Genomic DNA, 18,301 nt, shown 5'->3' with positions numbered 1-18,301 from the left:
TAAACGCATAAGCGACTGATAGAAAAGGGGTTTACCGGGTAATGTGAAACCTGGCACGGAAATAGCCTTAGGTCGGATGTCGTCGCTCGAAGCGTCAGAGGTTTCGCCAAATGGCTCCCCACACGCCCACCAACACCATTGATTTCGATGCCGCCAAGCTCCAGCGCCTGGGCTACAACACGCCCACCCCGCTGCAGCCGCCGCGCCAGGTCACATTGCTGGAGCTGCGCCGCCAGCTGACCCTGCAACTGCAGACCAGCCTGGAAGTGGACCGCATCCTCGGCAGCTTCTTCCGCGAGGTACAGCGCCTGGTACCGCTGGACGCGCTGGCCTACGCGCACCAGGGCAGCGACCTGCGCCTGGAGTTCGGCGAGCGTGCCGCCCACTCCGCCGGCTATCGCCTGACCCATGAGGGCGAGTACCTGGGCGAGCTGGTGTTCCGCCGTCGCCAGCGCTTCGAAGAGACCGAACTGGCGCAGCTCGAATCCCTGCTGGCCTGCCTGCTGTTCCCGCTGCGCAACGCGCTGCTGTACCGCACCGCCGTGCAGTCCGCCCTGCGCGACCCGCTGACCGAGACCGGCAACCGCATCGCCATGGACCAGGCCCTGCAGCGCGAGGTCGACCTGTCGCGCCGCAACCAGCAGCCGCTGTCGGTGCTGATGCTGGACATCGACCACTTCAAGCGCATCAACGACCAGTACGGCCACGGCACCGGCGACGAAGTGCTCAAGGCCGTGGCCACCACCCTGAAAGGCCGCCTGCGCAACGTCGACATGGTGTTCCGCTACGGCGGCGAAGAATTCCTCATCCTCCTCTCCAACACCTGCCGCGAGGCCGCTGCCATGGTGGGCGAGCGCCTGCGCCTGAGCGTGATGGAGATCCAGCACCTGGTGGCCGGCCGGCCGATCGAGCTGTCCGTCAGCCTGGGCTGCGCCACGCTGCTGCCGGCCGAGTCGGTGCAAAGCTTGCTGCGCCGTGCCGACAACGCCCTCTATGTCGCCAAGCGCAACGGACGCAACCGCCTGTCCATGGCGGGCTGACACAGGCGACGGACATGAAAAAGGGGCTCATCGAGCCCCTTTTTCATTGCCTGTAACCCGGCCTCAGCGCTTGCGACCGAAGCCCGGGCGCTGGCCTTCGCCGGCCGGCGGATTGCTGCGGCGGCTCACCGGACGCTGCGGCTTGGGCTTGCGCTGCGGGCGATCGGCCACTTCCACGGCATCACCCTGGGGGCGGGCCGGGCGCTGCGGCTTGCGACCGGAGTCCTTCGGACGCTCGGCGATCGGCGTACCACGCGGCTCACCACGCCCAGCCGGACGGGGCGCGCGGGCCGGACGCTCAGCCCCTTCACCACGCGGACGGCTCGGGCGCTCGGCCTTCTCGCCACGCGGGGCGCGCACCGGACGCTCATCACCCTCACCACGGGCCGGACGCGGCGAACGCACCGGGCGCTCCGCACCTTCGCCACGGGGACGACTCGGACGCTCGGCTTTCTCGCCACGGGGCGCACGAGCCGGGCGCTCGTCCCCCTCGCTGCGGGCAGGGCGCGAGCGCGGTGCCACCGGCTTGGCGGACTTGCGCTGCATGCGCTCCAGCTTCTCGCGGGACTTAGCCTTCATGGCCGGCAGGGCCACCGGGCGCAGGCCGACTTCCTCGCTGAGGATGTCCACTTCCTGCTGGCCCATCTCACGCCAACGTCCCATGGTCAGGTCGGAGGTGATGAACACCGGGCCGAAGCGCACACGCTTCAGACGGCTCACCACCAGGCCCTGGGACTCCCACAGGCGACGCACTTCGCGGTTGCGGCCTTCCATCACCACGCAGTGGTACCAGTGGTTGAAGCCTTCACCGCCCGGAGCTTCCTGGATGTCGGTGAACTTGGCCGGGCCGTCTTCCAGCATCACGCCGTTCTTCAGGTTCTCCAGCATCTCCTCGGTGACCTCGCCGCGCACACGCACGGCGTACTCGCGGTCCATCTCGTAGGAGGGGTGCATCAGCCGGTTCGCCAGCTCACCGTCGGTGGTGAACAGCAGCAGGCCGGTGGTGTTGATGTCCAGGCGGCCGACGTTGATCCAGCGACCGGAACGCAGGCGGGGCAGGCGCTCGAAGACGGTGGGGCGGCCTTCCGGGTCGTCGCGGGTGCAGACTTCGCCTTCGGGCTTGTTGTAGATCAGCACGCGGCGGACGCTCTCGGCCTCTTCCTCGCGCTTGAGCAGGCGGCCGTCGACGCTGATGGCGTCATGGCTGTCGACCCGCTGGCCGAGGGTGGCAGCAGCGCCGTTGACCTTGACGCGGCCTTCGGTGATCCAGGCCTCGATGTCGCGGCGCGAGGCCAGCCCCATGCGGGCCAGGACCTTCTGCAGCTTTTCCCCTGCGGGGCTGTAATCGTCTTCGTTCATCTGGGCACCTCCCGGTGTATCGCTCGAAAAAGGTCGCGCATCATACGCGGCGGTAGTCACTGAGGCTAGCCAGACCTGGCCGGGCCGTCAGCCTTTGCGCCGGCCGGTCGCCTGCAGCGCCAGCAGACGCAGGTCGGCTTCGGCCAGCACCACCAAGCGCTCGCCCTTGCCCAGCTTCTTCCAGGCCTTGATCTCGCGGCGGGTGCGGCCGCAGCCCCGGCAGACATCGTCGGAAAACTGGCAGACGCCGATGCAGGGGTCCTTCATCAGGTCATCTCAGTGCAGGGTCTCGCCTTCGTCGGCGAGCGGGGTGTCCTCATCCTCCGCCTCATCGACCGGGGCGGGCTCGTCGTCAGGCGGCAGGAGGTCGTCGAAGTCGGTCTTGAGCCCCTCCTCCATGGTGTCCAGCTCAGCCAGCAGGCTACGGAAGCTGACTTCCTCGCGGGGCTCGCCGGCAGGCTCCTCGCCCAGTGCCGCGTCCGCGCGGGCCTGCAGGTCGGCCGGCACCGGCGCGTCGTCATCCAGGGCCAGCTCGGGCTCCGGCTCCAGTTCGCGCAAGGCAGCCAGGGGCGGCAGTTCGTCGAGGTTGCGCAGGTTGAAGTGATCGAGGAAGGCCTTGGTGGTGGCGAACATCGCCGGCTTGCCCGGCACGTCGCGGTAGCCCACGACGCGGATCCACTCCCGCTCCATCAGCGTCTTGACGATCTGGCTGTTCACCGTGACGCCACGGATGTCCTCGATCTCCCCCCGGGTGATGGGTTGCCGGTAGGCGATGAGTGCAAGAGTCTCCAGCAATGCGCGGGAATAGCGCTGCGGCCGCTCCTCCCAGAGGCGCCCGACCCAGGGGGCGAAGCGCTCGCGCACCTGGAGGCGGTAGCCCGAGGCCACCTCCTTCAGTTCGAATGCACGGCCATTGCAGGACTTGGCCAGCACGGCGAGGGCGTCGCGGATCTTCGACAGCTCCGGGCGCTCGGCTTCCTCGAACAGCTCAGCGATCCGCTCCAGCGACAGGGGCTTGCCCGCGGCCAGCAGAAAGGCTTCGAGCAGGGAAGCCAACTCCTTGGTGTCGTTGAGGTTCATCGGTCACTCGGCTCGGGCACGGACATGGATGGGCGCGAAGGACTCATTCTGCACCAGTTCAACCAGTTGTTCCTTGATCAGTTCGAGCACGGCCATGAAGGTGACCACCACGCCCAGGCGCCCCTCTTCCGGGGCGAACAGCTGGACGAAGGGCACGAAGCCGCCGCCCTTGAGGCGCTCCAGCACCTCGCTCATGCGCTCGCGGGTGGACAGCGCCTCGCGGGTGACCTGGTGGCTTTCGAACATGTCGGCCCGGCGCAGCACCTCGGCCATGGAGAGCAGCACTTCCTCCAGGCTCACATCGGGCAGCAGCTTGCGGGCCCGCGCCTCGGGCGCATCCACGCGCGGCACGATGAGGTCGCGCCCCACCCGGGGCAGGGTGTCCAGGCCTTCGGCGGCCTGCTTGAAGCGCTCGTACTCCTGCAGGCGGCGGATCAGCTCGGCGCGGGGATCTTCCTCTTCCTCCTCGCTCTCGCCGGAACGCGGCAACAGCATGCGCGACTTGATCTCGGCCAGCATCGCGGCCATCACCAGGTACTCGGCCGCCAGCTCCAGGCGCACCGACTTCATCAGCTCGACATAGCCCATGTACTGGCGGGTGATCTCCGCCACGGGAATGTCGAGGATGTCGATGTTCTGCTTGCGGATGAGGTAGAGCAGCAGGTCCAGCGGGCCCTCGAAGGCTTCGAGGAACACTTCCAGGGCATCCGGCGGGATATAGAGGTCGACGGGAAGCTCAGTGACCGCCTGGCCATACACCAGCGCGAACGGCAGCTCCTGCTGGGCGCCGGCCTGAGGGTCGACGCCCGTCGGCTCACCGCTCACGCGCCGGCGTCCGCCAGGAACGGAGTGGGGTCGCCACAGCCGACGCGGAAGATGCTCGGTTCGCCTTCCGACAGGTCCACCACGGTGGACGCTTCGACACCGCCGTAGCCGCCGTCGATGATCAGGTCCACGTGGTGCTCCAGCATCTGGCGCATCTCGTAGGGGTCGCTCATTGGCTGGGCCTCACCGGAGAGGATGAGCGACGCGCTCATCAGCGGCGCACCCAGTTCGGCCAGCAATGCCAGGGCGATGGGGTGGTCAGGCACCCGCAGGCCGATGGTGCGGCGTTTCGGGTGCATCAGCATCCTCGGCACCTCGCGGGTGGCGTTGAGGATGAAGGTGTAGGGGCCGGGTGTATGGGCCTTGAGCAGGCGGAACGCCGCCGTGTCGACCTTGGCGAACAGCCCGAGCTCGGAGAGGTCGCGGCAGACCAGGGTGAAGTTGTGCTTGTCGTCCAGTCGGCGCAGGCGACGGATGCGCTCCACCGCCGACTTCTCGCCGATCGCACAGCCGATGGCGTAGGAGGAGTCGGTCGGGTAGACGATCACGCCGCCGCCCCGGACGATCTCCACCGCCTGCTTGATCAGGCGGACCTGCGGATTTTCCGGGTGGACCTGGAAGAACTGGCTCACGTTGGCTCCCTGTTCAATGTGCCGTGCTGAGGCTGCCGAGGCTGGGTGCATGGTCAAAACGTGCCGCGAGGGGCGGCAGGTCCTCTGGAATCGGTCGGTACATGCCCAGCTCCGACCAGTCGCCTGGGGCGTGGAAGTCGCTGCCGGCGGAAACCAGCAGCCCGAACTCGCGAGCCAGGATGGTCAGCGTCCCCACCTGATCCGCCGGTTGCATGCCGTTGACCACTTCGATGGCGTGGCCGCCGGCACCGATGAAATCCGAAACCAGCTTGCGTCGCTTGGTTCTAGTGAAGTCGTAGTGGTAGGGATGCGCCAGGCTGATCCACGCCCCGGCAGCCCGCAGGGTCGAAACCGCGTCCGCCAGGCTCGGCCAGTGCTGCTTCACATCGCCGAGTTTGCCGGCCCCCAGCCACTTGCGAAACGCCTCGGCACGGTCGCGTACATGCCCGGCGCGCACCAGGAACTCGGCGAAGTGCGGACGGGCCGGCGCATTGCCGCTGTCGCCCAGCTCGCGCTGGATGGCCCGAGCCCCCTCCAGGGCGCCCGGCATGCCCTTGGCTGCCAGCCGTCGGTCGATCTCCTCGGCGCGGGCCCAGCGCCCGTGGTGCAGGTCCGCGATGGCGGCGGCAAGCGCCGGCGCATCGTCGCGGAAGCCGTAGCCAAGCACATGGATGGTCGCCCCACCCCAGGTGCAGGACAGCTCCACGCCGTTGATCAGCTGCATGTCCAGACGAGCGGCAGCCGCGCGAGCCTCCGGCAGCCCTTCAAGGGTGTCGTGATCGGTCAGCGCCAGCACCCGGACGCCCCGTTCGTGGGCGCGCGCCACCAGCGCGGCGGGCGCCAGGGCGCCGTCGGAGGCTGTGCTGTGACAGTGCAGATCGATGTGCATGAGGCGCGCTTTCGCTGGAGAAATGGTTTGTTATTATGCCGCCACATCCCGCTTCTGGCTGCCGCCGTGAAACAATTCATCGACTTCATCCCCCTCGTTCTCTTCTTCATCGTCTACAAGCTCGAACCCCGCGCCATCGAACTCGCCGGCCACAGCGTCATGCTGGGGGGCATCTTCAGTGCCACCGCCGTGCTCATCGCCACCTCCGTGGTGGTCTACGGCGCGCTGTTCATCAGCCAGCGCCGCCTGGAGAAAGGCCAGTGGCTGACCCTGGTGGCCTGCCTGGTGTTCGGCGGCCTGACCCTGGCCTTCCACAGCGAGACCTTCCTCAAGTGGAAGGCGCCGGTGGTCAACTGGCTGTTCGCCCTGGGCTTCGCTGCCAGCCACTTCATCGGCGACCGCCCGCTGATCCAGCGGATCATGGGCCATGCCGTGAGCCTGCCGCAGCCGATCTGGGTGCGCCTGAACCTGGCCTGGATCGTGTTCTTCCTGGTCTGTGGCTTCGCCAACCTGTTCGTGGCCTTCACCTTCCAGTCCATCTGGGTGGACTTCAAGGTCTTCGGCAGCCTGGGCATGACGCTATTGTTCCTGGTGGGCCAGGGCATCTTCCTGGCTCGTCATATGCATGATTCCGAACCGGACAAACCGCAAGAATAAGGACTCCCATGCTCTACGCGATCATTTCCACCGACGTTGCCGACTCCCTGGAGAAGCGCATGGCTTCCCGCCCCGCCCACCTCGCCCGCCTGGAGCAGCTCAAGGCGGAAGGCCGCCTGGTGCTGGCCGGCCCCCACCCGGCGGTGGACAGCAACGACCCGGGCAGCGCCGGCTTCACCGGCAGCCTGGTGGTCGCCGAGTTCGAATCCCTGAGCGCTGCCCAGACCTGGGCCGAGGCCGATCCCTTCCGCCTCGCCGGCGTCTACGGCCAGGTGGTGGTCAAGCCGTTCAAGCAGGTATTCCCCTGATCGCGGCGTTGCCGCCAGCCCCAAGGAATCCGCTCATGCGCCAGGTTCCGCTGTCCCTGCTGTTCGCCTTCGCCCTGTCCGCCGCCCTGGCCCATGCCGAAGAGCCTGTGCCCTCCGCTCCACCGCTTTCTCCGGCGGTAGAGCCGGCGCCCGTGGTGAACCCACTGGCGGCGGAGCTTGCCCAACTGACCCAGCGACTGGCCGAGAGCGAGCGGCAGCGGGAGGCCCTGGCCGCCCAGTTGGCCGACCGTGGCAACGCCAGCGAGCAGGACGGCGCGCAACTGACCCGCCTGCGCCAGGAAAACCAGCGCCTCAAGCTGCAGCTGCGTGAAGCCCAGGCCAACCGCAATCCGCCCCTCGTCAGCGAGGAACAGATGTGGTTCGCCGTGGGCGGCGGTGCCTGCCTGTTCTCCTTGCTCGCCGGCGCACTGCTGCGTGGCGGCCGCCGCCAGCCGCGCCAATGGATCAACTGAAGACGACCCCCGCGACATGAGCGAACTGCTGCTTATCGATGATGACCAGGAGCTCTGCGAGCTGCTGATCAGCTGGCTCTCCCAGGAAGGCTTCAGCGCCCGGGCGTGCCACGACGGCATCTCCGCACGCGCCGCGCTGGCAGGCCACCCCCCCGCCGCCGTGGTGCTGGACGTGATGCTGCCCGACGGCAGCGGGCTGGAGCTGCTCAAGCAATTGCGCAGCGACCACCCCGAGCTGCCCGTGGTGATGCTGTCGGCCCGGGGCGAACCCCTGGACCGCATCCTCGGCCTGGAACTGGGCGCCGACGACTACCTGGCCAAGCCCTGCGACCCCCGTGAGCTGACCGCACGCCTGCGCGCCGTGCTGCGGCGCAGCCAGGGGCCCTCGCAGTCCAGCCAGCTGGAGCTGGGCGACCTGTGCTACAGCCCGATTCGCGGCGTGGTCAGCGTGGGCGGACACGAGGTCAGCCTCACCCTCTCCGAAGGCCGTCTGCTGGAAGCCCTGCTGCGCCAGCCTGGCGAACCGCTGGACAAGCAGGAGCTGGCGCAATTGGCCCTGGGCCGCAAGCTGACCCTGTACGACCGCAGCCTGGACATGCACGTCAGCAACCTGCGCAAGAAGCTCGGCCCCCACGCCGACGGCCGCCCGCGCATCGTCGCCCTGCGCAGCCGGGGCTACTACTACGCCGTCTGACCTGCGCCCCGCCTGCACGATCCTTTACCGAAGCTTTACCCAGGGCTGACCGCCCTTGACCTTGCGCTCCCTAGACTGGGCTCATCCGGCAACCGGCCGGTTCAAGAGACAAGGAGACAGACCATGCGCAAGACTATCGCCGCCCTGCTGTTCGCAGCCGCCCTGCCCACCGTCGCCATGGCCATGCCCGAAGGCGGCCCGCGTGGCGAGCCGGGCTTCGGCGGCCCTGGTGGCCACGGTGGCCCGCACCTGTTCAAGGAACTGGACCTGACCCGCGAGCAGCGCCAGAAGGTCGGCAAGCTGATGGGCGAAAGCATGAAGGCCCGCCAGGACATCACCCGCAAGTACCTGGACAAGCTGCCCGAGGCGGAACGCAAGGCCATGGAGGCCGAGATCAAGGCCAGCGAAGACAAGAACCGCGCCGACATCCGCGCCCTGCTGACCCCGGAGCAGCAGAAGGACTTCGACGCCGAAGTGAAGAAGATGGACGAACGCCGCGCCGAGCGCGTCGAATTCGAGGCCTGGAAAGCCCAGCGCGCCCAGAAGGCCCAGTAACCGATCTGAAAAGGTCATCGAACCCACCCGGCTTCCACCGGGTGGGTTTCGTCGTTGAAAGGAGTTCCCCGTGCGTTCACTGTTCTGGCGCATCCTCGGCGCCTTCTGGCTGGCCCTGGCCCTGGTCGCCGGCCTCTCCCTGCTGCTCGGTCGCGCGCTGAACCAGGATGCCTGGATCCTCAGCCGCCACCCGGCCCTGCAGGGCCTGGCGGAAAGCCTGGTGCAGCGCTACGAGGTCAACGGCCGTGGCGAGGCCCAGCGCTTCCTCGAACAGTTCAAGCGCCGCGCCCGCATCGACGTGCAGATCCTCAACGACAACGGCCAGCCCGTGGTGCGCGGCACCTTCCCGCCCCGCGCCGCCGCCTTCGAAGCACGCCAGCACGACGGCCACCTACCGTGGCGACGCATCACCGAGGAATACACCAGCCCCCGCAGTGGCGAGAACTTCCTGCTGATCTACCGCATCCCCTTCCCGGAACTGGAGGCCTGGCACCGTGGCAGCCTGCTCTGGCCCCTCAGCGCCCTGGGCATCGCCCTGGTGGTGCTGACGCTGTTCAGCCTGATGCTGACCCTCTCCATCACCCGCCCTCTCGGCCGCCTGCGCAGCGCCGTGCACGACCTGGGGCAGACCGCCTACCAGCAGGACAGCCTGGCCCGGCTGGCACGGCGGCGGGACGAACTGGGCGTGCTGGCCGGTGACTTCAACCGCATGGGCCAGCGCCTCCAGGGGCTCATCGGCAGCCAGCGGCAGCTACTGCGCGATGTTTCCCACGAGCTGCGCTCACCCCTGGCCCGCCTGCGGGTGGCGCTGGCCCTGGCCGAGCGGGCGCCGGCGGCGGAGCGTGAAGGGCTCTGGCCACGGCTGGCCCAGGAATGCGACCGGCTGGAGGCGCTGATCAGCGAGATCCTCGCCCTCGCCCGCCTCGACGCCGAGCCGGGCGCACGCCACCCCATCGTCCTGCGGCCGATACTGGAAAAGCTCAGGGAAGACGCCCGGCTGCTGGCGCCCGAGCAGGAGGTGCGCATCCACTGCGAAGGCGAACCGCACCTGCAGGGCTGGCCGGACATGCTGGAACGTGCGCTGGACAACCTGCTGCGCAACGCGCTGCGCTTCAGCCCGGCCGGGCAACCGGTGGATATCGAGGTGAAGGCATTACCGCAGCACGTGACGATCAGCGTGCGCGACCACGGCCCCGGGGTCGCCGCCGATCACCTGGCCCAACTGGGCGAGCCCTTCTTCCGTGCGCCGAACCAGAGTGGTGCCGGGCATGGCCTGGGCCTGGCCATCGCCCGTCGCGCCGTGGAGCGCCACGGCGGCAGCCTGACCCTGGCCAATCACCCGCAGGGTGGCTTCATCGCCACCCTGTCGCTGCCGACCACCTGATCGGCTGCCACGTTTTCAACGGGCCGCTGATCAGCCCCAGGTGCTGACGAAGTCCGCCGGCGCCAGCTCCGGCGCAGCGCGGCGCTCACCCTCGACACTGCCGAGGTAGAGGAAGCCGACCACCTGTTCGTTGTCCGCCAGGCCCAGCCCCTGGGCCACGGTGCGGTCGTAGGCCATGTCGCCGGTACGCCAGATGGCGCCCAGGCCCTGCGCATGGGCCGCCAGCAGGATGCCGTGGGCCGCACAGCCGGCCGACAGCAACTGCTCCGACTCGGGCACCTTGTGGCCGGCCTGCAGGCGCGCCACCACCACCACCAGCAAGGGCGCACGCAGCGGCATGCCCCGGGCCTTGGTCAGCGCCGCCTCGGGGGCGGCCGGGTCCTTGGCCAGCACGGCAGAGGCGAACAGCTCGCCGAGCTTCTCGCGGGCGCCGCCCTCGATGGTGAGGAAGCGCCAGGGGCGCAGGTAGCCATGGTCCGGCGAACGCAGGGCAGCACGGAACAGGTAGTCACGCTGGGCCGCATCCGGTGCGGGCTCCTGCAGCCGGGCCAGGGATACACGGTTGAGCAGAGCGTCGAGAGCCTCCATCGGCCACCTCCTGATTTCGGGAAGCCGGCATTCTAGCCGATAACCCCGGCCACCCAAGGGCAGCGCGTGAACGCCGCGGTGCCCTGTGAAAGCCGCTGGTGCGGAGCGTTTCACAGCGGTGAAACAGCCCAGTAGAATGCCGCGCTCCCGTTCTCGCCCGGATCCCCCATGGCCCTGTCCACGCTGCGCACCATCGGCTTCATCATCGGCCTGTTCCTCATCACGCTGGCCGTGAGCATGGTGGTGCCGATGCTGGCCGTGCTGGCGTTCGACCGGACCGATGACATCGGCGCATTCAGCTGGTCGAGCCTGATCACCTTCATCGTCGGCCTGGCCCTGGTGGCACCGGGGCGCCCGGAACACCTGCACATGCGCCCTCGGGACATGTACATGCTCACCACCGCCAGCTGGGTGGTGGTGTGCATCTTCGCCGCGCTGCCGATGGTGCTGATCCAGCACATCAGCTACACCGACGCCTTCTTCGAGACCATGTCGGGCATCACCACCACCGGCTCCACCGTCATCACCGGGCTCGACCATGCCTCGCCGGGCCTGCTGCTGTGGCGTTCGATGCTGCACTGGCTGGGCGGCATCGGCTTCATCGGCATGGCGGTGGCGATCCTGCCGCTGCTGCGCATCGGCGGCATGCGCCTGTTCCAGACGGAGTCCTCGGACTGGGGCGAGAAGGTCATGCCGCGCTCGCACATGGTAGCCAAGTACATCCTGGTGGTGTACGTCGCTCTCACCCTGCTCGGCACCCTGGCCTTCTGGCTCGCCGGCATGACTCCCTTCGAGGCGGTCAACCACGCCATGTCGCTGATCTCCACCGGCGGCTTCTCCACCTCGGACAACTCCATCGCCAACTGGAAGCAGCCGGCCGTGCACTGGGTCGCGGTAGTGGTGATGATGGCCGGCAGCCTGCCCTTCACCCTCTACGTCGCCACCCTGCGGGGCCACCGCAAGGCGCTGGTGAAGGACCACCAGGTGCGCGGCTTCGTCGGCTTTCTGGTGGCGACCTGGCTGTTCTTCGGCACCTGGCTGTGGCTGAATTCGGACTACAGCTGGCCGGACGCCTTCCGCATCGTCGCGGTCAACGTCACCTCGGTGGTCACCACCACCGGCGTCGCCCTGGGCGACTACACGCTGTGGGGCAGCTTCTCGGTGATGCTGTTCTTCTACCTGACCTTCGTCGGCGGCTGCTCCGGCTCCACCGCCGGCGGGCTGAAGATCTTCCGCTTCCAGGTGGCGCTGGTGATGCTGCGCACCAACCTCAAGCAACTGGTACACCCCCGCGCGGTGATCCGGCAGAAGTACAACGGGCACAACATCGACGAGGAAATCGTCCGCTCGCTGATCACCTTCTCCTTCTTCTTCACCGTCACCATCGGCGTGATCGCCCTCGGCCTGTGCCTGATCGGCGTCGACTGGACCACCGCCCTCACCGGCGCCGCCACTGCCGTGTGCAACGTGGGGCCGGGCCTGGGGCCGATCATCGGCCCGGTGGGCAACTTCTCCACCCTGCCGGACGCAGCCAAGTGGCTGCTGACCATCGGCATGCTGCTGGGGCGCCTGGAGATCCTCACCGTGCTGGTGCTGTTCACCCGGGGTTTCTGGAAACACTGAGCACGGATCGACTACACCTGAATCAGGCGCCCGTGGACAGGCTGCGGCACGTCGCTAGAATGGCGCCCTCATTCACCCGGACCGAGCACGCCCCATGGCTTTGCCGACCCTGCGTCTGATCGGCTTCATCATCGGCATCTTCCTGATCACCCTGGCGATCAGCATGGTCATCCCGGTCATGACCGTGATCGCCTACGACCGCCCGCAGGACATCCACGCCTTCGTCTGGTCGAGCCTGGCCACCTTCATCACCGGCCTCGGCCTGGTGATTCCCGGGCGCCCGGAGCAGGCGCACCTGCGTCCCCGGGACATGTACCTGCTGACGGTTTCCAGCTGGGTGGTGGTGGGCATCTTCGCCGCCCTGCCCTTCCTGCTCACCCAGCACATCAGCTACACCGATGCCTTCTTCGAGAGCATGTCCGGCATCACCGCCACCGGCGCCACGGTGCTCAGCGGGCTGGACAGCATGTCCCAGGGCATCCTCATCTGGCGTTCGCTGCTGCACTGGCTCGGCGGCATCGGCTTCATCGGCATGGCGGTGGCGATCCTGCCGCTGCTGCGCATCGGCGGCATGCGCCTGTTCCAGACCGAATCCTCCGACCGCTCGGAGAAAGTCATGCCGCGCTCGCACATGGTGGCCAAGTACATCGTCGCGGTGTACGTCGGCTTCACCCTGCTGGGCACCCTGGCGTTCTGGCTGGCCGGGATGAGCGCCTTCGATGCGGTCAACCACGCCATGTCGGCCATCTCCACCGGCGGTTTCTCCACCTCCGACCAGTCCCTGGCCAAGTGGCAGCAGCCGGCGGTGCACTGGGTGGCGGTGGTGGTGATGATCCTCGGCAGCCTGCCCTTCGCCCTCTACGTCGCCACCCTTCGGGGCAACCGCAAGGCGCTGTTCCGCGATGCCCAGGTGCGCGGTTTCATCGGCCTGCTGCTGGCGATCTGGCTGGTACTGGGCACCTGGTACTGGGCCACCACCGACCTGCACTGGCTGGACGCGCTGCGCCACGTGGCGGTGAACACCACCTCGATCCTCACCACCACCGGCTTCGCCCTCGGCGACTACAGCCTGTGGGGCAACTTCTCGCTGATGCTGTTCTTCTACCTGGGCTTCATCGGCGGCTGCTCCGGCTCCACCGCCGGCGGGGTGAAGATCTTCCGCTTCCAGGTGGCCTACATCCTGCTCAAGGCCAACCTGTACCAACTCATCCACCCCCGCGCGGTGATCAAGCAGAAGTACAACGGCCACCGCCTGGACGAGGAGATCGTGCGCTCGATCCTCACCTTCTCGTTTTTCTTCACCATCACCATCTGCGTGATCGCCCTGGGCCTGTCGTTGCAGGGGCTGGACTGGATCACCGCCCTCACCGGCGCGGCCAGCACCGTCTCCGGTGTCGGCCCGGGCCTGGGCGAGGTGATCGGCCCGGCGGGCAACTTCTCCACCCTGCCCGACGGCTCCAAGTGGCTGCTGTCGCTGGGCATGCTGCTGGGGCGGCTGGAGATCATCACCGTGCTGGTGATCTGCACGCCGTACTTCTGGAGGCATTGAGCCGGCACGAGGGGTTGATGGGCGACTGCAGTCGCCCCTACGCGCCCCGGCAGCCTTTTAACGTCATTGCAGACGGGCGCGGTATTCGCCTGGCGTGGCGTCGAACCAGCGGCGGAAGGCGCGGAAGAAATTACTCGGATCGGCAAACCCCAGCAGGTAGGCGATCTCCAGCAGGGTCAGGTTCGGCTGCGCCAGGTACTGCTCGGCCAGCTCGCGGCGGGTGTCGTCGAGCAATTGCTGGAAGCTGGTGCCCTCCTCCTGCAAGCGCCGCTGCAGGGTGCGCTGGGACAGGTGCAAGGCGCTGGCCACAACCTCGCGCTTGGGTTCGCCCTGAGGCAGCAGGCGGCAGAGCACCTGGCGGGCCAGGTGGGTCACCCGGCTGCCGGTGAAGCGCGCCAGGTACTCCCCGGCAAAGCGGTCATGCAGCTGCGCGAGGGATTCGTTGGCGGTGGGCAGCGGCGTGTCCATGTCGGCCCGGCTGAAGCGCAGCGCATAGTGCTCGGCGCCGAAGCGCAGGGGCGCCTGGAACACCTGCCGATAGGGCTCCACGTCCGCCGGGGCCGGTCCCTGGAAGCGGATCTCCAGCGGGTTGATGGCGCGCCCGGTCATCCAGCGGCAGAAGGCCAGGCAGTAGGCCATCGACGCTTCCGCGCTCTGTCGCGCCGGGGGCAGCCGATCGCCGTGGATCGCCAGGCGCAATTCGTAGCCCTCCGGGGTCGGCCGGAAGCTCAGGTCCGCCCCCTCGGCGATGATCCGCTGGTAACGCACCAGGCGGGCGAAGCCTTCGTTCAGCGTGCGGCTGGACATCAGCGCGTAACCCACCACATGGAAAGAGGCCGGCCGTACCACCTTGGCCATGTTCAACCCGATGGCCGGGTTGCCCGACAGCTCCACCGCCCTCAGCCACAGGCGCGTCATGCCGTCCTGGGGGAAGCGCGCGTCCGGGTCGGAGAGCGCGTCGTAGTCGAGCCCCAGCTCGGGGAACAGGCGGCGGCAATCGACCCCGCCCATTTCCAGGGCTTGCACGATCCCCAGGGCCCAGCTGGAGGAAGTGGTACGTTCGCTCATGGCGCCTTCTTGTTCGGGTGGGAGAAAGGCCCGACAGGGCCCGGCGGGGAAGGATACTCACCCCGGCCCGGGTTTGTCAGGTTCGGCACGCCCGGCTTTCCGGGCCACCAATCGACAAAAAGCAGGATGCCCTGAAAGCCTTGCCAGACGGGGCCTCCAGGCATTCCAGCGACACCCTGGCGAGTGATTCCACAAAATAAACCTGGGTTATTTCCACAATGGGTGTATGGTGTCGCCACTGGATGCAACGTGTCATTGCGATTTCTGACCTGATGTAACGATTCCCATCTTTCCATCTCCTCGGCTTACTTCGCTTTCGTTCTCAGTCTCGACCCGGACAATCCGGCGTCGATGCCCTTTTTATTTCCCTGGAGATACATCATGTCCAATCGTCAACTCGGCACCGTCAAATGGTTCAACGATGAAAAAGGCTTCGGCTTCATCACCCCCCAGGAAGGTCCGGACGTCTTCGTTCACTACCGTTCGATCGAAAGCACCGGCTTCAAGTCCCTCGCTGAAGGTCAGAAGGTGAGCTTCCTGGTCGCCAAGGGCCCGAAAGGCCTGCAGGCCGAGCAGGTCCAGGTGGTCTAAGACCCCCTCTCGAAGAAAGCCCCGGTTTTCCGGGGCTTTTTTTTGCCTCCCCATTTTCCAGCGAGCACACCGACATGCCGGGCTATCTGATCAAGACCACCACCTTCCGGGTGGGCGGCCGCGACTTCCACATGCAGTCGCTGCTGGACGCCGAACAGTTTCATGACCCCGCAGGCGAAGCCGCAAGCCTCGGCATCACCGAGAGCACCTGGGCGTTGTTCGGGCAGGTGTGGCCAGCGGGCGAAGTCCTTGCGCAGATGGTTGCGCGGCGCGACCTCACCGGGCTGCGGGTACTGGAAGTGGGCGCCGGCCTGGGCCTGGCCAGCCTGGTGGGCCACCAGCGTGGCGGCGACATGACCGCCAGCGACATCCACCCGCTGATCCCCACCTTCCTCGCCGAGAACCTGCGCCTCAACGACCTGCCCCCCATGCGCTACGAAACCTGCGACTGGGCCGGCGCCGACAGCTTCGGCCAGTTCGACCTGATCATCGGCAGCGACCTGCTGTACGACGACGACAACCAGGAAGACCTGGCCGACTTCATCGACCGGCATTCGGCACGCTCGGTCGAAGTGCTGCTGGTGGACCCCAACCGGCAGGACACCCAGCCCTTCCATGACGAGATGGCCGAGCTCGGCTACGACATGGTCATCTCCCAGGCGGACTGCCTGCTGGCCAATGGCGAACGGTTCAGGGGCTCCTACCTGCACTACAGCCGGGACGCCGCCCGCGCCTGAGCCGGCGAGGCGCGGCCAGGTGGGCGCAACGGGATACTAAACTGGCACTCATTGTCACTGGCCGGGGGAGCCGCCCCACCTACACTCCCCGGCACACAACAAGAAGGAGCCCGCCATGAGCAGCCTGCCCGCCGAGCGTTTCAACAGCTTCGCCGAGTTCTACCCCTACTACCTGCAAGAGCACAGCAACGACGTCTGCCGCCGCCTGCACTACGTCGGCAGCCTGCTGGTACTGGCCATCCTCGGTTACGCCCTGGCCACCCAGCAGTGGCTTTGGCTGCTGGCCATGCCACTGGCCGGCTACGGCTTCGCCTGGGTCGGCCACTTCGTCTTCGAAAAGAACCGCCCGGCCACCTTCAAGTACCCGCTGTACAGCCTGATGGGCGACTGGGTGATGCTCAAGGACGCCTTCACCGGCCGCATCCGCTTCTAGGCTGCCGACCACCCCGATCCCCCCGCCGTTCGGCGGCCCCGCTTGGCCGCCATGCTGGCACTTGGTTATGATCCGCACCCGCCATGCTGGCTCAGGTCTTGCAGGCTGGCGGGCACTCCAGCGAGTGCCAGAAAACCATCAGGGATCGTCGCAACAATGAAGTCAGCCTCCACCGATCGGCCTAGCAGTCTTCCGACGTTGCCCCTGCGCGAGTACTACTCCCGGGTCCTGGCGTACATCGCCACCGCTGCCACCATCGCCGCCGGCAGCTACACCCAGCACTTCGGCTTCGACGTGCTGTGGATGGTCCCCTACGCCCTGCTCTACCCGCACCTGGCCCACCACCTGAGCCTGCGCTTCAAGCGCGAGCACCCGGAGAAGACGCACCTGGTGCTGCTGTTCCTCGACGCCCTGCATGCCGGCTCCGGCGCTGCCTTGCTGGGGTTCTCCACCGTGCCCAGCCTGATGCTCATGCTGACGCTCGCCTTCAGCGCGCTGATCGTCGGCGGCCTGCGCCACCTCGGCCTGGCGCTGCTGGTAGCCGCCAGCGGCACGGTGCTCACCACCGTGGTCGCCCACCCCGACCTGAAGACCGGCACCCCCACGCTGGTGGCCTTCGTCAGCATCTGCTTCACCACGCTCTACGTCTGCATCACCGCCTTCTTTGTGCACCAGCAGGGCCTGCGCCTGGCGCTGGCGCGCAGCGAGATCAAGCAGGAGCAGGAAAAGGCCGCGCGCCTGGCCCGCAACCTCGCCAAATACCTGTCACCGCAGGTCTGGGAAATGATCTTCAGCGGCAAGCGCCACGTGCGCCTGGAGACCCAGCGCAAGAAGCTCACCGTGTTCTTCTCCGACATCAAGGGCTTCACCGAGCTGTCCGAGGAACTGGAAGCCGAGGCCCTGACCGACCTGCTCAACAACTACCTCAACGAAATGTCGAAGATCGCCCTCAAGTACGGCGGCACCATCGACAAGTTCGTCGGCGACTGCGTCATGGTGTTCTTCGGCGACCCCACCACCCAAGGCGCCAAGAAGGACGCCGTGGCCGCCGTGTCCATGGCCATCGCCATGCGCAAGCACATGAAGGTGCTGCGCCAGCAGTGGCGGGCCCAGGGCATCACCAAACCCCTGGAAATCCGCATGGGCCTGAACACCGGCTACTGCACCGTGGGCAACTTCGGCGCCGACACGCGCATGGACTACACCATCATCGGCCGCGACGTGAACCTCGCCAGCCGCCTTGAAAGCGCCTCCGAAGCCGGCGAGATCCTCATCTCCCACGAGACCTACTCGCTGGTGAAGGACGTGATCATGTGCCGCGACAAGGGCCAGATCAGCGTCAAGGGCTTCGCCCGCCCGGTGCAGATCTACCAGGTGGTCGACTTCCGCCGCGACCTGGGCGCCACCTCCAGCTACGTCGAGCACGAGCTGCCGGGTTTCTCCATGTACCTGGACACCAACGGCATCCAGAACTACGACAAGGAAAAGGTCATCCAGGCCCTGCAGGCCGCCGCCGAGAAGTTGCGCGACAAGGTCATCCTCTGACCGAAACAGTCACCCGAAGGCCGCCCCAGGGCGGCTTTTTTCATGACGCCGCCCGGTCAATTCGCTCGCAATCAGCCATCGCGCGGGGATTCGCGGTAGACCCCCCCACATTCCATGGCCAAGGCACACAGGGCCGGCCCGTAGGATGCGGTGAGCTCAGCGAACCGCATCGATGCCCCGTACATAACGGCCGGGATTGTCCCAACCCACCTGGCAACACCCGGTGGGAGCGGATTCATTCGCGATCAACCCTCGCCAGCACGGTACACGC

Annotated in this window: 21 protein-coding genes; 13 read left to right on the top strand and 8 right to left on the bottom strand. The window is 67.2% G+C overall.

What is annotated here, in order from left to right:
• Nucleotides 1-110 precede the first annotated feature (110 nt).
• Entirely contained in the window at nt 111-1,040 is a 930-nt protein-coding gene (locus BM198_RS12480; protein ID WP_074970313.1) for a GGDEF domain-containing protein, read from the top strand.
• A gap of 63 nt (nt 1,041-1,103) precedes the next feature.
• Here the strand turns inward: BM198_RS12480 and rluB are convergent, their stop codons facing one another.
• The 6 genes from rluB to BM198_RS12450 form a co-directional block, all read right to left on the bottom strand.
• On the bottom strand, nt 1,104-2,399 hold the full coding sequence (gene rluB, locus BM198_RS12475; RefSeq protein WP_074970311.1) for a 23S rRNA pseudouridine(2605) synthase RluB: 1,296 nt from the start codon (nt 2,397-2,399) through the stop codon (nt 1,104-1,106).
• Between the two features lie 87 nt (nt 2,400-2,486).
• Nucleotides 2,487-2,666 (bottom strand): DUF1289 domain-containing protein, encoded by a 180-nt coding sequence (locus BM198_RS12470; protein WP_074970309.1) that lies wholly within the window; start codon nt 2,664-2,666, stop codon nt 2,487-2,489.
• Between the two features lie 9 nt (nt 2,667-2,675).
• The gene (gene scpB / locus BM198_RS12465; protein ID WP_044408757.1) at nt 2,676-3,479 is read right to left on the bottom strand and encodes an SMC-Scp complex subunit ScpB; all 804 of its coding nucleotides are present in this window, start codon (nt 3,477-3,479) and stop codon (nt 2,676-2,678) included.
• A gap of 3 nt (nt 3,480-3,482) precedes the next feature.
• On the bottom strand, nt 3,483-4,304 hold the full coding sequence (locus BM198_RS12460) for a segregation and condensation protein A (RefSeq protein WP_074970307.1): 822 nt from the start codon (nt 4,302-4,304) through the stop codon (nt 3,483-3,485).
• The gene (locus BM198_RS12455; RefSeq protein WP_139233615.1) at nt 4,301-4,936 is read right to left on the bottom strand and encodes an L-threonylcarbamoyladenylate synthase; all 636 of its coding nucleotides are present in this window, start codon (nt 4,934-4,936) and stop codon (nt 4,301-4,303) included. Before BM198_RS12455 ends, BM198_RS12460 begins: the two co-directional genes overlap by 4 nt.
• Before the next feature lie 13 nt (nt 4,937-4,949).
• Nucleotides 4,950-5,825: a PHP domain-containing protein gene (locus BM198_RS12450; protein ID WP_074970303.1), complete on the bottom strand. Its 876-nt coding sequence runs from the start codon at nt 5,823-5,825 to the stop codon at nt 4,950-4,952.
• A 66-nt stretch (nt 5,826-5,891) separates the two neighbouring features.
• Between BM198_RS12450 and BM198_RS12445 the strand changes: the two genes are divergently transcribed.
• The 6 genes from BM198_RS12445 (at nt 5,892) to BM198_RS12420 (ending at nt 9,896) form a co-directional block, all read left to right on the top strand.
• A complete protein-coding gene (locus tag BM198_RS12445; RefSeq protein ID WP_044408769.1) occupies nt 5,892-6,482 on the top strand; it encodes a septation protein A in 591 nt (196 codons plus the stop codon).
• Nucleotides 6,483-6,490: 8 nt separating this feature from the next.
• Nucleotides 6,491-6,790 carry a YciI family protein gene (locus BM198_RS12440; RefSeq protein ID WP_044408772.1) on the top strand — a complete coding sequence of 100 codons (300 nt, stop codon included), beginning with the start codon at nt 6,491-6,493 and terminating at the stop codon, nt 6,788-6,790.
• 35 nt (nt 6,791-6,825) lie between these two features.
• On the top strand, nt 6,826-7,263 hold the full coding sequence (locus tag BM198_RS12435) for an SH3 domain-containing protein (RefSeq protein WP_074970299.1): 438 nt from the start codon (nt 6,826-6,828) through the stop codon (nt 7,261-7,263).
• Nucleotides 7,264-7,279: 16 nt separating this feature from the next.
• The gene (locus BM198_RS12430) at nt 7,280-7,957 is read left to right on the top strand and encodes a response regulator transcription factor (RefSeq protein WP_074970297.1); all 678 of its coding nucleotides are present in this window, start codon (nt 7,280-7,282) and stop codon (nt 7,955-7,957) included.
• 123 nt (nt 7,958-8,080) lie between these two features.
• Nucleotides 8,081-8,512: a Spy/CpxP family protein refolding chaperone gene (locus tag BM198_RS12425; protein WP_074970295.1), complete on the top strand. Its 432-nt coding sequence runs from the start codon at nt 8,081-8,083 to the stop codon at nt 8,510-8,512.
• Between the two features lie 70 nt (nt 8,513-8,582).
• Nucleotides 8,583-9,896, top strand: a complete 1,314-nt coding sequence (locus tag BM198_RS12420; RefSeq protein WP_074970293.1) for a sensor histidine kinase — start codon at nt 8,583-8,585, stop codon at nt 9,894-9,896.
• 30 nt (nt 9,897-9,926) lie between these two features.
• Here the strand turns inward: BM198_RS12420 and BM198_RS12415 are convergent, their stop codons facing one another.
• Nucleotides 9,927-10,484, bottom strand: coding sequence for a nitroreductase family protein (locus tag BM198_RS12415; protein ID WP_044408785.1), 558 nt, complete (start codon nt 10,482-10,484; stop codon nt 9,927-9,929).
• A 168-nt stretch (nt 10,485-10,652) separates the two neighbouring features.
• Here BM198_RS12415 and BM198_RS12410 point away from each other — a divergent pair, with 168 nt between their 5' ends.
• Both BM198_RS12410 and BM198_RS12405 read left to right on the top strand, forming a co-directional pair.
• Nucleotides 10,653-12,107: a TrkH family potassium uptake protein gene (locus BM198_RS12410; RefSeq protein ID WP_074970291.1), complete on the top strand. Its 1,455-nt coding sequence runs from the start codon at nt 10,653-10,655 to the stop codon at nt 12,105-12,107.
• Between the two features lie 94 nt (nt 12,108-12,201).
• The gene (locus tag BM198_RS12405) at nt 12,202-13,656 is read left to right on the top strand and encodes a TrkH family potassium uptake protein (protein ID WP_074970289.1); all 1,455 of its coding nucleotides are present in this window, start codon (nt 12,202-12,204) and stop codon (nt 13,654-13,656) included.
• Nucleotides 13,657-13,719: 63 nt separating this feature from the next.
• Here BM198_RS12405 and BM198_RS12400 read toward each other — a convergent pair whose 3' ends face one another.
• Nucleotides 13,720-14,724 carry an AraC family transcriptional regulator gene (locus tag BM198_RS12400; protein WP_074970287.1) on the bottom strand — a complete coding sequence of 335 codons (1,005 nt, stop codon included), beginning with the start codon at nt 14,722-14,724 and terminating at the stop codon, nt 13,720-13,722.
• Between the two features lie 381 nt (nt 14,725-15,105).
• On the opposite strand from BM198_RS12400, the gene BM198_RS12395 reads away from it, so the two are divergent.
• The 4 genes from BM198_RS12395 to BM198_RS12380 all read left to right on the top strand — a co-directional run bounded on the left by BM198_RS12395 (nt 15,106) and on the right by BM198_RS12380 (nt 18,030).
• Entirely contained in the window at nt 15,106-15,315 is a 210-nt protein-coding gene (locus BM198_RS12395; RefSeq protein WP_044408796.1) for a cold-shock protein, read from the top strand.
• A gap of 74 nt (nt 15,316-15,389) precedes the next feature.
• Nucleotides 15,390-16,052: a class I SAM-dependent methyltransferase gene (locus BM198_RS12390; protein ID WP_044408799.1), complete on the top strand. Its 663-nt coding sequence runs from the start codon at nt 15,390-15,392 to the stop codon at nt 16,050-16,052.
• 115 nt (nt 16,053-16,167) lie between these two features.
• Nucleotides 16,168-16,485 carry an Mpo1-like protein gene (locus BM198_RS12385; protein WP_044408802.1) on the top strand — a complete coding sequence of 106 codons (318 nt, stop codon included), beginning with the start codon at nt 16,168-16,170 and terminating at the stop codon, nt 16,483-16,485.
• A 156-nt stretch (nt 16,486-16,641) separates the two neighbouring features.
• A complete protein-coding gene (locus BM198_RS12380) occupies nt 16,642-18,030 on the top strand; it encodes an adenylate/guanylate cyclase domain-containing protein (protein ID WP_074970285.1) in 1,389 nt (462 codons plus the stop codon).
• Nucleotides 18,031-18,301 lie beyond the last annotated feature (271 nt).

Source organism: Metapseudomonas otitidis (assembly GCF_900111835.1).
GTDB classification, from domain to species: Bacteria; Pseudomonadota; Gammaproteobacteria; order Pseudomonadales; family Pseudomonadaceae; genus Metapseudomonas; species Metapseudomonas otitidis.
The sequence above is the reverse complement of the archived record's forward strand: the minus strand, read 5'-3'. Positions and strand labels throughout refer to the sequence as shown.

Excerpts from the sequence above, each read along its gene's own strand:
- BM198_RS12450 (WP_074970303.1), bottom strand. The coding sequence starts at position 5,825 with ATGCACATCGATCTGCACTGTCACAGCACAGCCTCCGACGGCGCCCTG.
- BM198_RS12435 (WP_074970299.1), top strand. The coding sequence starts at position 6,826 with ATGCGCCAGGTTCCGCTGTCCCTGCTGTTCGCCTTCGCCCTGTCCGCC.
- BM198_RS12405 (WP_074970289.1), top strand. The coding sequence starts at position 12,202 with ATGGCTTTGCCGACCCTGCGTCTGATCGGCTTCATCATCGGCATCTTC.
- BM198_RS12480 (WP_074970313.1), top strand. The coding sequence starts at position 111 with ATGGCTCCCCACACGCCCACCAACACCATTGATTTCGATGCCGCCAAG.
- BM198_RS12395 (WP_044408796.1), top strand. The coding sequence starts at position 15,106 with ATGTCCAATCGTCAACTCGGCACCGTCAAATGGTTCAACGATGAAAAA.
- BM198_RS12440 (WP_044408772.1), top strand. The coding sequence starts at position 6,491 with ATGCTCTACGCGATCATTTCCACCGACGTTGCCGACTCCCTGGAGAAG.
- rluB (WP_074970311.1), bottom strand. The coding sequence starts at position 2,399 with ATGAACGAAGACGATTACAGCCCCGCAGGGGAAAAGCTGCAGAAGGTC.
- BM198_RS12470 (WP_074970309.1), bottom strand. The coding sequence starts at position 2,666 with ATGAAGGACCCCTGCATCGGCGTCTGCCAGTTTTCCGACGATGTCTGC.
- BM198_RS12380 (WP_074970285.1), top strand. The coding sequence starts at position 16,642 with ATGAAGTCAGCCTCCACCGATCGGCCTAGCAGTCTTCCGACGTTGCCC.
- BM198_RS12415 (WP_044408785.1), bottom strand. The coding sequence starts at position 10,484 with ATGGAGGCTCTCGACGCTCTGCTCAACCGTGTATCCCTGGCCCGGCTG.
- BM198_RS12390 (WP_044408799.1), top strand. The coding sequence starts at position 15,390 with ATGCCGGGCTATCTGATCAAGACCACCACCTTCCGGGTGGGCGGCCGC.
- scpB (WP_044408757.1), bottom strand. The coding sequence starts at position 3,479 with ATGAACCTCAACGACACCAAGGAGTTGGCTTCCCTGCTCGAAGCCTTT.
- BM198_RS12430 (WP_074970297.1), top strand. The coding sequence starts at position 7,280 with ATGAGCGAACTGCTGCTTATCGATGATGACCAGGAGCTCTGCGAGCTG.
- BM198_RS12400 (WP_074970287.1), bottom strand. The coding sequence starts at position 14,724 with ATGAGCGAACGTACCACTTCCTCCAGCTGGGCCCTGGGGATCGTGCAA.
- BM198_RS12410 (WP_074970291.1), top strand. The coding sequence starts at position 10,653 with ATGGCCCTGTCCACGCTGCGCACCATCGGCTTCATCATCGGCCTGTTC.
- BM198_RS12425 (WP_074970295.1), top strand. The coding sequence starts at position 8,081 with ATGCGCAAGACTATCGCCGCCCTGCTGTTCGCAGCCGCCCTGCCCACC.
- BM198_RS12385 (WP_044408802.1), top strand. The coding sequence starts at position 16,168 with ATGAGCAGCCTGCCCGCCGAGCGTTTCAACAGCTTCGCCGAGTTCTAC.